This window comes from Aquirufa nivalisilvae (assembly GCF_004307455.1).
GTDB classification, from domain to species: domain Bacteria; phylum Bacteroidota; class Bacteroidia; order Cytophagales; family Spirosomataceae; genus Aquirufa; species Aquirufa nivalisilvae.
On record NZ_SEWX01000005.1, the window covers coordinates 460,643 to 473,707 of the forward strand.

9 protein-coding genes and 1 tRNA gene are annotated in these 13,065 nt (G+C 35.0%); 8 read left to right on the plus strand and 2 right to left on the minus strand.

Annotation, left to right across the window (positions count from 1 at the left end; translation table 11 throughout):
• The first annotated feature begins 13 nt into the window (after positions 1–13).
• The 6 genes from EWU22_RS08880 to EWU22_RS08905 are packed head-to-tail and all read left to right on the plus strand — an operon-like array spanning position 14 to position 8,817.
• Positions 14–2,626, plus strand: a complete 2,613-nt coding sequence (locus tag EWU22_RS08880) for an SLBB domain-containing protein (protein ID WP_130925252.1) — start codon at positions 14–16, stop codon at positions 2,624–2,626.
• Between the two features lie 4 nt (positions 2,627–2,630).
• Positions 2,631–3,689 carry a hypothetical protein gene (locus EWU22_RS08885; RefSeq protein WP_130925253.1) on the plus strand — a complete coding sequence of 353 codons (1,059 nt, stop codon included), beginning with the start codon at positions 2,631–2,633 and terminating at the stop codon, positions 3,687–3,689.
• Positions 3,690–3,694: 5 nt separating this feature from the next.
• Positions 3,695–4,498 carry an ABC transporter permease gene (locus EWU22_RS08890; protein ID WP_130925254.1) on the plus strand — a complete coding sequence of 268 codons (804 nt, stop codon included), beginning with the start codon at positions 3,695–3,697 and terminating at the stop codon, positions 4,496–4,498.
• 5 nt (positions 4,499–4,503) lie between these two features.
• Positions 4,504–5,724: an ABC transporter ATP-binding protein gene (locus tag EWU22_RS08895; RefSeq protein ID WP_130925255.1), complete on the plus strand. Its 1,221-nt coding sequence runs from the start codon at positions 4,504–4,506 to the stop codon at positions 5,722–5,724.
• 2 nt (positions 5,725–5,726) lie between these two features.
• Positions 5,727–6,797, plus strand: coding sequence for a DegT/DnrJ/EryC1/StrS family aminotransferase (locus tag EWU22_RS08900; protein WP_130925256.1), 1,071 nt, complete (start codon positions 5,727–5,729; stop codon positions 6,795–6,797).
• Between the two features lie 40 nt (positions 6,798–6,837).
• Positions 6,838–8,817: an ArnT family glycosyltransferase gene (locus tag EWU22_RS08905; RefSeq protein ID WP_161566822.1), complete on the plus strand. Its 1,980-nt coding sequence runs from the start codon at positions 6,838–6,840 to the stop codon at positions 8,815–8,817.
• Here EWU22_RS08905 and EWU22_RS08910 read toward each other — a convergent pair.
• On the minus strand, positions 8,814–10,085 hold the full coding sequence (locus EWU22_RS08910) for an asparagine synthetase B (RefSeq protein ID WP_130925258.1): 1,272 nt from the start codon (positions 10,083–10,085) through the stop codon (positions 8,814–8,816). The two genes, EWU22_RS08905 and EWU22_RS08910, sit on opposite strands and share 4 nt — an antisense overlap.
• Positions 10,086–10,150: 65 nt before the next feature.
• Between EWU22_RS08910 and EWU22_RS08915 the strand changes: the two genes are divergently transcribed.
• Both EWU22_RS08915 and EWU22_RS08920 read left to right on the plus strand, forming a co-directional pair.
• Complete coding sequence (locus EWU22_RS08915) at positions 10,151–11,389, plus strand: ABC transporter permease (RefSeq protein WP_109322984.1); 1,239 nt, start codon at positions 10,151–10,153, stop codon at positions 11,387–11,389.
• 71 nt (positions 11,390–11,460) lie between these two features.
• A tRNA-Leu gene (locus tag EWU22_RS08920) sits at positions 11,461–11,544 on the plus strand.
• A gap of 34 nt (positions 11,545–11,578) precedes the next feature.
• On the opposite strand, the gene EWU22_RS08925 is transcribed toward EWU22_RS08920, so the two are convergent.
• The gene (locus tag EWU22_RS08925) at positions 11,579–13,054 is read right to left on the minus strand and encodes a xylulokinase (protein ID WP_130925259.1); all 1,476 of its coding nucleotides are present in this window, start codon (positions 13,052–13,054) and stop codon (positions 11,579–11,581) included.
• Positions 13,055–13,065 lie beyond the last annotated feature (11 nt).

A 13,065-nucleotide genomic window follows, 5' to 3' on the forward strand; every position in this document is an offset into this window, starting at 1 on the left:
AATAAAAGACTTTATGAACAAAAAGTTTTCTTTTGTCTTAATGGCAATTTTGTTGTTAAGTACAAAAATGATGAGTCAAACGATTCCATTCGGAGTACAAGGTCAGCTTTTAGACCGAATGAACAATAATCCTTCTAATAGTCAAATCAGAACTCAGCCTCAAAATCAAGCTAATGTGGGTCGTAGAACTATTACAACTACACCCAAGCAAAAGCAAAATTACGATAGCTTAATGGCTGAGCGTAAAAGAAACGCTGGTGAAATAGCCAATGAGGATACTGCTGTTTATAACCTTAGAAAACGAATTTTTGGTTATTCTATCTTTAATAATAAAACAGGCACTTTTGAACCTAATTTGAAAATAGCTACACCTAAATCATACGTTTTAGGGCCTGATGATGAATTAATCATTGATATCAATGGATATTCAGAAGATCATTACAACCTAACGGTTAGTCCTGATGGTTACGTGAAGATTAACCGAGTTGGTAATGTATATGTGGCTGGTTTAACGATTGAAGAAGCAAAAAGTAGAATTATTTCTAAACTATCTCAAATTTTTGTTGGACTTCGTAAAGAAGGTAGTGGCCCAAGCAGTACTAATTTATACGCCTCTATATCATTAGGAAGCATCCGTACTGTTAATGTAACGGTTCAAGGAGAAGTTTTATTCCCAGGTACTTATTCTGTTCCTTCCTTAGCGAGAGTGATGAACGTTTTATACTTAGCTGGTGGACCTAATCAAAATGGTACTTATCGAGAGATTCAATTAATCCGAAATAAGAAAGTAATTGCTACGATTGACTTATATGATTTTTTAACAGCTGGAATTCAGAAAAATGATGTCAATATTCACGACCAAGATATCATTAAAGTTGGAGTCTATAAAAATAGAATTGAGGTAAAAGGGAAGGTTAAGAGGCCAGCTTTATTTGAAATTAAGCCACAGGAGAGTTTGACAAAAGTAATTCAAGAATTTGCTGGTGGATTTACAGAAGATGCTTTTAAGGAATTAGTAAAGATTACTCGTTACACAAATCGTGAACGTAAGTTAATTGACCTAAATGCAGCATTGATGGATTCATTTAGCCCACAAACTGGAGATATCATTCAGGTAGAATCAGTTAATCAAGATCGTTTTGAAAATAAACTAACCATCGTAGGTGAGGTATTTAGACCTGGCCAATTTGCGTTAGAAGGAAGTCCAAGCTTATTGAAATTAATTGATAGAGCCGGAGGATTAAAAGAAAATGCATTCTTGGATCGTGTTTTGATTCAACGTATCAATCCAGATTTATCTAAAACAAATTTGTCCGTTAATTTAAAGGATATTTTAAATAACAAATCAAAGGATATTCCATTAAGAAGAGAAGATAATGTTTCCATTTTCTCCATTTTAGATTTGAAAGAAGGCTATACCGTGACTATACATGGTGAAATCAACTTAAAGCGAAACGATATCATTTTGGATAATAAATTGGACGGTAGTAATAAATTAGAATCCAACGGTGGTAAGGTTTCTAGTTCACAAGAAAATGCAATCAAATCTAATACTGATAAAATTAACTCGGAGAACAATGCTGTTCAGATAGAAAGTGAAATATCGGAAGAGTTGAAATCCAATGAAGCTGCGAATCAATTGATCAATCGTCAATTAAAATTAACACTCCCATTTGTAGAAAAAATGACTGTAGAGGATTTAATCCTACAAGCTGGTGGTTTAAGAGAATCTGCAGCTACAGGTGTAGTTGAAATTGTTCGAAGAAAGAAGAATTTGGCAGACAATACGCCAATCAATTCACAAATTGCTGAGATTATACGTTTCTCTATTAGTAAGAAGTTGCAATTAGACGAAACTGCTTCAACTTTTGAATTACAGCCTTACGATGAGGTATTTATTCGCTCTTCACCTAATTATGAGTTGCAACAATTCATTACCATTCAAGGACAGGTTGTTTATCCAGGTGTATATGGCTTGGAAAAGAAGGATGAACGTTTAAGTGAAATTATCACAAGAGCAGGTGGTTTAAATAGACAAGCTTATCCTAAAGGAGCTAAGTTGATTCGTAAAATTCAATTAACAGAATTTGAGAAAAATAGAAGAACGGAGCAATTAAATGAAATTCAAGATAACTTCACTGGAATTACTGCACCAAGAGAACAAACCATTGTTAATAAGACGAAAGAAACTATTGGCATTGACTTGGTAAAAGCATTGAAAAACCCAGGTGGTGAAGATGATTTATACGTTTTAGAAGGTGATATTATTGATATTCCGAAAGAACCACAAACTGTTAAAGTTTCAGGCGAAGTTCTTTATCCTAATAGTGTGAAGTATTTAGATGGAAAATCATTCTATGATTTCATTTCAGAAGCGGGAGGGTTTACATCAAGTTCTGCTAGAAAAAGAGCCTATGTACTTTATTCTAATGGATCAGTGAAAAGAACGAAATCATTTTTATTCTTTCGTTTTCATCCTAAGATTGAACAAGGGGCTGAAATTATTGTTCCTAAGAAATCTAAAGTGGCTACTGGACAACAAATTGTATCAGTTGTATCTATCTTCACAGGAACCCTTACTAGTTTAATTGGTATTATTACCTTGATTAAGGCTACATCAAACTAATCACATGGCAGAGTTAAGATCTGATCAATTTTCTTTCAAGCGCTTACTGTTTAAGTGCTTTTTATTGATTCCTTTTTTCAAAAAGAATCGTAAAAAACTACTCATAGGGGCACTTATTGGTTTTGCAGCAGGTATTAGTGTTGAGATCATTCGTAGTCAAAATAAAATATATAAGGCTCAAATCGTTTTTGTCATGGATTCTGAAGGATCAAGTGGCGGAGGATTAGCAGATATAGCTAGTAGCTTAGGTTTGGGAGGATTTACTGCCAGTAATTCACTATTTAGCGGGGAAAATTTCAAAGAACTTTTGAAAACAAAAGCTTTGTTCAGAAAAGCCTTGTTAACCCGTGTCAAGTTTGGAGACAAAGAGGATTTATTTGCCAATTTCTTCTTACAAAAGGCTGATTTGAAAAAACACGAGTGGAGTGACCTACCTGATGATTTCTTTAACTACCGTTTTAAAATCTCAGATCCAAGTCAAGCCAATGAGCAAGATAGAAATATCATGAACGCCATTTATGAATATTTAAAAGGAAACACGGTAATCAGTAACGAAAACCCAAAATCTTCCTTTTTAACTATGACGGTTGAAACGCGTAATGATACGTTGAGTTATACATGGTCCAAGTTATATTTGAAAACGGTTACTGAATTCTACATTCAAACAAAAACTAAAAAATCCAAAGAACTTTTAGTGATTATGGATAAAAGGGTAGATTCACTGCGCTCAGCTTTGTACTATACCCAAGGGAAACTAGCGAATTACAATGACCAAAATCAACAGATCATTTATCAAAGAGCTAGAATTACAGCAGAAAGGTTACAAATGAATTCTTCTCAGCTACAAAGTATGTATTTTGAAGCTGTACGGAATTTTGATAACCTGAAGTTCTCACTTATTAAAGAGTCTCCTTTATTTACAATCATTTCAGATTCTGAGCTTCCTACTAAAATTGAGGTTTATTTTTGGGGTCCCATTACCTTAGTAGCTGTAGTCATAGGCATGTTAATAACATCCTTATTGATTTATATAGGAAGTGTTTATAGAGAATTAATGGCTTAGTTTACATGAATCTTATACAACAGAAAATCAAGGAGATTAGTAGTGATTGGGAGTTATTGGTCATATTAGCCAAAAGAGATATTTCCGTTAGGTACAAGCAAACTATTTTAGGTTTAAGCTGGGCTATCGTTAAGCCAGTGGCCACCATGTTAGTATTTTTATTTGCTTATAAACAGGTTGCAAAAATTCAAGACTTATCGGGTTATCCTATCCAATTGGTGATATTTTCAGGCATCCTATTTTGGAATTATTTTGCTAATTCACTTCAGGCAATTAGCAACTCTATATTAGTGAATAGTAACTTAATTTCTAAAGTCTATTTTCCGCGTTTAATTATATGTTTTTCTTCTATTGCTGTTTCATTAGTCGATTTCGTAGTAGGCTTAGTTGTTTATCTAATTTTGGCACTTAGTTTACATCAAAGTATATCACCATATATTGTTTTACTGCCATTGGCATTACTGATTACTAGTTTATTTGCCTTAGGATTTGGTTTAATATTTGCCTCCTTTTCCGTTAAATATCGGGATGTACAACAAATCATTCCATTGATCGTGCAGTATGGATTTTTTGCAACTCCCATTGTTTATACGACGAAACAATTATCTGAAAAATCATGGTTTTTATATTACAATATATTAAACCCATTAGCAGGTTTAGTAGAAATGTTTCGAGCTTGCTTAATTAGCCAATACGATTTACTAACAGTCCAAAATTTAAGTATAAGTATCATTGCTAGTATTTTGGTATTTATCCTAGGCATTATCATTTTTGACAAAAGAGAAGACTCCTTCGTGGATTATTTATAACATTTATGCACATTATTGAAGTCGATTCCATTTCTAAAAAGTACGAGCTTTCAGCCAATAAAGGGGCTGTTAGTATAAAGAATGGCTTGAAAAACTTGTTGACCAAAGAAGAAAAAGAAATTTTTTGGGCAGTCAATGATGTTTCTTTTGCATTAAATCGTGGTGACAAACTAGGAATTGTTGGAAGTAATGGGGCGGGTAAATCTACATTATTAAAAATCTTAAGTAAGATTACCAAACCTACAAGTGGTGAAATTCATGTAAGAGGTAAAGTAGCTAGCTTATTAGAAGTTGGAACAGGTTTTCATCCAGAGTTAACTGGAAGGGAAAATATCTTTTTGAATGGTGCTATTTTAGGTATGTCTAAGCATGAGATAAAATCGCAATTTGATGAAATTGTTGATTTTGCTGGTGAACAAATATCCCGCTTTCTAGATACACCTGTTAAACGATATTCCTCTGGAATGTATGTTCGTTTAGGATTTGCTATTTCAGCTCATTTAAACCCTGAAATTCTCATTGTAGACGAGGTACTTGCGGTAGGAGATGCCGATTTCCAAAAGAAGTCCTTAGGTAAAATGCGTGAAGTTGCAGCCAATGATAAAACCATATTGTTTGTAAGTCATAACTTGACGGCTGTAGCTAATTTGTGTAATAAAACCTTACACCTTGAAAAGGGTAGGGTAAAGCAATTTGGGGAAACAGGTGAGGTGCTTTCCAATTATATGGCGGCGCTACAAACCAATCGTTTGGAACAAAGTTATGATTCATTTGATGCCGCTCCAGGGTCGCAGCAGATTCGCTTGAAAAAAGCTACATTAATTCCTGAATTGCTAGAAGGGCAGACTTATTTAGATATTAGGAACAAGATTAATATTAGTATTGAATTTTGGAATACAGAACCTAACCAGCAATTAAACATCAGTTTACATTTATTTGCTAGCACTGGTGAATGCGTATTTAATGTAGGCACACCTCCGGGAAACTTTGGAATAGGATTGGTACAAGCTAACTTAGAGATTCCTGGCCATTTCTTAAATGATGGTACTTACCTTATTTCTTTTATGGTTGTCAAGGATAAGTCCATTGTCTTATATAACTTCGAGGAAGTATTTAACTTTGAGATTGCTGATTTCAGGGAAGATACTACCTGGTATGGCAAATGGCCGGGTTATGTAAGACCAGTATTTCCTTTTCCTATTCGTCAACTATCTGATACTATCTAATTATGCTACATGTTACCAAATCGTTCTTGCCTGATTTAAAAGAATATGTCAGCTATTTAGAACGTATTTGGGAGAGCAATCATTTAACTAATGATGGGCCCTTATTAAGAGAATTAGAGCAGAAACTTCGCGATTACTTACAAGTTGAACACGTTATTTTTGTCACCAATGGCACCATTGCCTTGCAATTGGCTTTAAAAGCTCTACAAGTAAAAGGTGAAGTTATTACTACACCATTCTCATACTGTGCTACTTCAAACTCCATCCTCTGGGAAGGATCTACACCTATTTTCGCAGATATTGACGCCAATAGCCTAACAGTAGAATCAGCTCAAATTAAGTCGAAAATTACTTCGAATACCCAAGCTATCTTAACTACTCACGTATATGGTAATGCGGGCGACTTAGAAGCTCAGGAAGAAGTAGCGGCTGCTTATAACATTCCCCTCATCTACGATGGAGCACATGCGTTTGGAGTTAACTATAAGGGAAAGTCTATTTTCAATTATGGTACTGTAAGCACTTGTAGCTTTCATGCAACTAAAGTATTCCATAGTGTTGAGGGCGGAGCTGTCGTGACAAATGATTCAAAACTAGCCGCTAAAATCATTGAATTGCGGAGCTTTGGACATAAAAATGACGATTATTTCTCAGCTGGAATTAATGGAAAGAATTCAGAATTTCATGCGGCCATGGGATTGGTGAATCTAGGTCATTTTGATCAAATTAGAAATTACCGTAAATGGGCATGTGAGCTATATGATAGTCTGTTACAAGTACCTGGAAATGCGATTCAATTCAATCCTGTCATGGAAAGGAATTACAGTTACTATCCTGTGATGTTTCCGAATGAAGTTTCATTATTAAAAGCTGTTTCTAAGTTAAATGCCGTACAAATTAATCCAAGAAGATATTTCTACCCATCTTTGAATACACTAAGTTTTGTGGATAAACAGTCTTGTCCTGTATCAGAAGATATAGCATTAAGAGTTTTGTGTTTGCCCTTAAGTGCTGAAATCAAAGAAGATGAAATTAGACTAATTGCGGATTTAGTGAATCAATCCTTTAATTAAAAAAACGATGTATTGGATAGCATTCATTTCATTTATATTGATGAACTACAAGGTAGCGTCTAAGATTTCAAACAAAAACTTAGAAGAGATCCTAATTATAGGGTTTACCATTTATACAAGTAGTGTTATTTTAACAGGTTATGGATTATCTGCCTTTGGGCTTTGGAATAGCCGTATTTTATGGGCTATTATTCCATTTTTCATAACCTCATTGACCTATTATTTTTTTCAAAGACCTGTTTTTGCCTTTGAAATGGAACATATATCTGCTTTTAAAGTTATAGGTTCAGCAATTCAAACAACACATCAAACCTATTCCAAATTATCAGGTATTGAGCGATTTATTTTTGCCTGTCTATTCTGGTCTTTCCTGATTATTTGTGTCTTACAAACCTCTTTGGTATTCAATAGTCCTCCCAATGAATGGGACAGCATGACTGGGCATTTGAATCGAGTTATTTATTTCCTCAAACGAGGCACTATGTCTCATTTTATAGGCACTAATTGGAATATAGACACATATCCAAGAAGTTTTTGTTCCTTACAAGTGTATCCCTTTTTAATGAGTGGCTACAATGAATATTTATTCAAGCTTCCCAACATTGGATCATATTGGATTTTATCTTTTGGAATTTATGGAATACTCAAAAATCTAGGAATTAAATTCAAAACTAGGTTATTCTTAAGCATCATCTTTTTATTCCTGCCTAATGTTCTGATGCAATCCATTACCACAGAAACGGATATTGTACTTGCGGCATATTTGTGCACGATTGTATATTACTTAGTAGCATATAAAAAACAAGAGAAAACCATTTATTTATATTTAGCTGGTTTAACATTTGGTTTAGCTTTAAGTCATAAAATAACCTTTGTATTTTCATTCATTCCATTACTTATTTTGTATGCCTATTGCTTTATGCCAGCCATAAAAAAACGGACCATATTTGTCATAAAGCACTTATTTATAGCTCACTTTTTAGGTGCATTCTTGTATGTAGCAGCTACAGGTTACATCGCTAATTATATACATTATGGACATCCTATTGGACCTCCAACAGCCACGCAACATCAATCAGTTGAAAGAGCAGGAAGTTTAGGTAATTTATTGATTCAAGGAAGTAGAAATGTAGTCAGGTATGGATTTGATTTATTCAATTTTGATGGTCTAAGAAACATCATGGTAGTTGAAAAGCTTAACCATGCCATGAAAGCACCTTTTAGAGTAATTGACCAAGGTTTGCATTTAGGCTTAGAAAAAGTAACTGAATTCACCATTATTCCATTTACGTTCGATAAACGATTTGAATACTTTAATGGTAGTCCTATTTATGGTAGCATTTTTATATTCATTGTACTACCAAGTTTATTGATGTTTATAAGAAGGCCCAATTGGACTCTGGGCTTGTTTTCACTTGCATTTGCCATCCATTTTGCAACTTTGGCATTTACAGCAGCATATGATCCTTGGAAAGGGCGTTACATGATAAGTTCAGCTATCTATTTGTTTCCTGTGTTAACCTATATTTCCAGCTATATCTTCGAAAGAAAGCAACATTTTATATCGAGTATAATTTTGGGGCTCGTGGTTGTCATTATCAGTTTATCCGCCATATTGACGTTAGGCCTCAATATTCGAGCATTGCCGTTTAATGCTTATGGAAAAAAGTCCATATTAGAACTTGACAGGGTGTCGGCATTAACCATCAATCGACCAGACATCACAAAAGCATATCAAAACTTTGAAAAATTAGTACCTGTTAATGCAACAGTTGCACTTGGTACAATTAATGATGATTTTGAATATCCATTATGGGGTGCAAAATTTAGCAGAAAATTAATTCCACTAAACCCATTTGAACAGGGCATTCAAGCAATTCCCGCTGAAGCTCAATACTTATTTTTTAGCAAAAACGTATTTCAACCTCAAAAAGGAGATATTCGATTAGGAACGGATACAACGATGGTAGAAGGGGTCTTGGTGCGTGGAGAAGATTATTATTTAAGAAAACTGCACTAAGTTTTCTGCTTTTTCTTTTTGGCAGAAGGGAATAAGATATTGTTTAATATTAATCTATATCCTGCTGAATTTTTGTGAAGACTTAAATCGGTATGTTCTTCATTAACAAAATGTTGGTAATCTTCTGGATCATGACCTCCTAAAAAAGCGAAAAATCCTTTTCCTACTTGTCCATACAAGTATTTCACTTCCTTTAAACTTTCATTTTCGGCTAAAATAGTTACTTCTGATTTAACTGTTGAACTTGCAAAGCCAGTGGTTTGCCCCATAAATCCGTGAATAACTTGCTGGTGGTTTTGCGTTAACATACAGGGTATCATATCTGATTTAGCAGAAAACTCATTGAGTTCAAAAAAATCATTCTCCTCTGCAATAGGCCTTTGAGTATAATTGGGAGCCGAATCAATGGTGGAAAATTCGTTTACTCGATAATTAAGAATTAAGGAGAAATCTTTAAAAGCAACGGTATTTTTAAAATTCAAATTATCAGCGCTAATATTGGACGATGTGGCATCTCCATCGTAAAATGCAGGAACAGCATCCATTCCCAAAGTTGCTAAAGCAATATCAAATGTATCCGTAGCAGTACACATAGCAAATAGATATCCGCCACCTAACATAAAGTCCTTAATCATGGATGCCACTTTTCCTTTCATTTGAGAAACTTTTGAAAAACCATTTTTCTTAGCCATCTGCTGGTCTTCCTGCAATTGCAATTGATACCAAACTTGATCTTTTTGAGTAAACATCTTACCCATTTGTCCGGTAAAATCTTCATGGTGCAAATGCACCCAATCGTATTTAGCCAAATTACCATCTAGCACATCTTGATCATAAATCGTCTCAAAGGGTATTTCAGCGTAGGTGAGGGCCAATGAAACGGCATCATCCCATGGAGAGGCCGATTTGGGAGAATAAAGTGCTATTTTAGGAACCTTTTGCAAGGTAGCTTGTTCCATATTTGAACTTTCAGAATTGACTTCAGCTAAAATTTGATTAGCTGATTGATCTGAGATAATTTGATATGAAATGCCTTTACTTAATAGATCTTTTGAAAAACTAGGATAATATTCCATCAGAAAAGATCCTCCTTTGTAATTCAAAAGCCAAGAAACTTTAGCATCTTCTCCTTGCAAGACCTTGTAGGTAAAACCATAGGCTTTTAAATGGTTTGTTTGGCTCTCATCCATAGGAATCAATAGCTTATTCGCTAGTATAGAGCTGAATGAAGAACAAAAAATGATTAATGGAAGAATTAGCCCTTTCATTGGTTTCTTAAGACGTAAATTATCTAATAAATTGCAAGGTAAAATTTAAACGGTAGGAGAACAACATGAATCTTAAGGAAAACGTATTTGAAGGATTAAGATCGATCAAAGGTAATTTACTTAGAACGGTTTTAACGGCCTTAATCATTTCGCTTGGAATTACGTCTTTAGTTGGAATTTTAACTGCCATAGATGGTATTCAGAGCTCTGTAGATAATTCATTTTCGGGTTTAGGGGCTAATTCCTTTGACATCAGAAATCGTCCTGCTATGCAAATAAGAAGAGAAGGTCAAAGAGAAAAAAGATTTAAAAATATTGATTACCGTCAAGCTAGTCGATATAAGACTTTATTTAGTTCCAAAGGAAAAGTATCCTTAAAAACGAATGTAAATTTCAATGCTATAGCTAAACATGCTTCTAAAAAGACCAATCCCAATACTCGCTTAGTAGGAATAGATGATAATTTCATGGAGCTGAAAGGTTACAAAGTTGGTCTGGGTAGAAATTTTTCCACCCATGAGTTTCAGCACGCTAATAATGTATGTTTGTTAGGTGTTGATGTCATTGATCAGTTGTATGAAAAAGAAAACCCAGTCAATTCTGAAATCATTGTCAGTGGACAAAAACTAAAAGTAGTTGGTATTCTAGAGAAAAAAGGAAGCATGATGGGTGGGGGAGATGATCGTGTGATCATGGTACCTTTAGAAACAGGCAGGAAAATGGCCGTAGGTAGAAATTTGACCTTTGATATTACTACTTCTTCTACCAAAGTTAAAAATCTAGATGATTTTATGGAGGAAGCTAGAGGGGCCATGCGTAAAGTTAGAATGGATCCCATCGGCGCTGAAGATTCTTTTTCCATTGATCGCTCAGATTCAATTGCCAAAAGCTTTGAAAATATTACTTCTTCCTTACGTATTGGGGGCTTTGTCATTGGCTTTATTACCTTATTAGGAGCAGCAATCGCCTTGATGAATATTATGATGGTATCGGTAACAGAAAGAACGAGAGAAATAGGTATTCGTAAATCATTAGGAGCGACACCTTTTAGAATCTTGCAACAATTCTTGATAGAAGCCATTGTTATCTGTTTATTAGGAGGTTTAGGAGGAATTGTATTAGCAATACCCATTGGAAACCTCATTGCTCAAGGCATTAGCTCTGGTAGTGCTAGCTTTATTATACCCTGGGTTTGGATGATTACGGGTATCATTGTTTGTATTTTAGTTGGCTTATTTTCAGGAATTTACCCTGCATTTAAGGCTTCTAAATTAGACCCTGTAGATGCTCTACGCTACGAATAATTAAGAAATTATTAAATAGGTACTTGATTAATCGAAGGATTTGAAGTACTTTTGTGTCGCAATTAAGAATTGCCCAGATGGCGGAATTGGTAGACGCGCTGGTCTCAAACACCCGTGGGTGCAAGCCCGTGCCGGTTCGACTCCGGCTCTGGGTACAAGCCTCCTGAAATTCAGGAGGCTTTTACTTTTTTAAGCGGGCAAGTAATTTTTCCAATTATGATATGCCTGCACTGTTTCTTCAGTAAATTTCAAATCAGGTTCTATAGTCTTACGAATTTTCAATTGTGACACAGCTTCTTTGGGCGAGTTAAAGTATCCAATGCCAATTCCTGCTCCCAATGCTGCCCCCATAGCACCATCTGAATCCATTAAATCAACCGATATTTGAGTAGCATTGACTATACTCTGACTAAATACAGGACTTAAATACATATTGGCTAACCCAGCTTTTAATCGCTGTGGAGTAATTCCTACCTTATCCAATAATTCGATTCCATAAACTAAAGAGAAAGCTATGCCTTCTTGTACGGACCTAGAAATCTCTGCTGATTGATGACGGTTTAAATCTAAATGTTGGAAACTTGCTCCTATGACACGATTTTGAAATATTCGTTCTGCACCATTCCCAAAAGGCATAACAATTAAGCCTTTAGCACCAATTTCTGATTGTGAAGCTAAATCATTCATTTGTTGGTATGAACTTGAGCTAAAAAAGTTTTGCTTCAACCATCGGTTCATAATTCCTGTTCCATTGATACACATCAACACACCAATTCTTCTAAGCGATTCTTGATAATTTACATGAGCAAATGAATTGACCCGATTTCCTTGGTCATATTTTAATTCATCACTTACACCATATACTACTCCTGATGTTCCAGCTGTAGTTGCAATTTCTCCTGGTTCTAAGACTCCTAATGACAAAGCATTGTTAGGTTGATCTCCTGCTTTGTATGTCACCTTAACGTACTCGTTCAATCCTAAACTCGTTGCAATTTGGGGTAAGATTTGACCATGATCTGAAAAAACAGGTTGAATGGTTGGAAATAAATCCTCAGAAAACCCAAAATGAGTTAACAATTCAGTCGAAATTCTATTTTCCTTAAAATCCCAAAAAATACCTTCCGATAAAGAAGATGGAGTACAAGTTAGATTTCCTGTTAATTGAGCTCCAATATAATCACCCGGTAAAACAACATGCTTTATTTTTTCAAATATCTCCGGTTGATTAACTTTTACCCAAGCTAATTTTGATGCAGTAAAATTACCCGGAGAATTTAATAAATGTGATTGACAATAAGCCTCACCAAGAGCAGAAGCAGCTTTTTCACCTAAAGCACCTGCTCGGGAATCACACCAAATAATGGATGGCCTTAGTACTTGCAAATCTTTGTCCAAAACAACCAAACCGTGCATTTGGTACGAAATACCAATGGCATGAATGTCCAATGGATTATAAGTTCCCGAGGCATTTCCCTTTAAAAGGGCCTGTTGGGTACAATACCACCAATGAGCAGGATCCTGTTCAGCAAAGCCAGGTTGGGGTGAATATATTTCATTTTCTGTCTCTGGATAAGAGCAAGAAAAAAGAACTGTTTGCTTAGCAGCATCAACAATACTAACTTTAATCGAAGATGTGCCTACATCAATTCCACACAGTAGCATAAAAAGTCATT

What these genes read in the sequence shown, in the direction of transcription:
- EWU22_RS08880 (WP_130925252.1), top strand. Translation starts at nt 14, where the DNA reads ATGAACAAAAAGTTTTCTTTTGTCTTAATGGCAATTTTGTTGTTAAGT.
- EWU22_RS08885 (WP_130925253.1), top strand. Translation starts at nt 2,631, where the DNA reads ATGGCAGAGTTAAGATCTGATCAATTTTCTTTCAAGCGCTTACTGTTT.
- EWU22_RS08890 (WP_130925254.1), top strand. Translation starts at nt 3,695, where the DNA reads ATGAATCTTATACAACAGAAAATCAAGGAGATTAGTAGTGATTGGGAG.
- EWU22_RS08895 (WP_130925255.1), top strand. Translation starts at nt 4,504, where the DNA reads ATGCACATTATTGAAGTCGATTCCATTTCTAAAAAGTACGAGCTTTCA.
- EWU22_RS08900 (WP_130925256.1), top strand. Translation starts at nt 5,727, where the DNA reads ATGCTACATGTTACCAAATCGTTCTTGCCTGATTTAAAAGAATATGTC.
- EWU22_RS08905 (WP_161566822.1), top strand. Translation starts at nt 6,838, where the DNA reads ATGAACTACAAGGTAGCGTCTAAGATTTCAAACAAAAACTTAGAAGAG.
- EWU22_RS08910 (WP_130925258.1), bottom strand. Translation starts at nt 10,085, where the DNA reads ATGAAAGGGCTAATTCTTCCATTAATCATTTTTTGTTCTTCATTCAGC.
- EWU22_RS08915 (WP_109322984.1), top strand. Translation starts at nt 10,151, where the DNA reads ATGAATCTTAAGGAAAACGTATTTGAAGGATTAAGATCGATCAAAGGT.
- EWU22_RS08925 (WP_130925259.1), bottom strand. Translation starts at nt 13,054, where the DNA reads ATGCTACTGTGTGGAATTGATGTAGGCACATCTTCGATTAAAGTTAGT.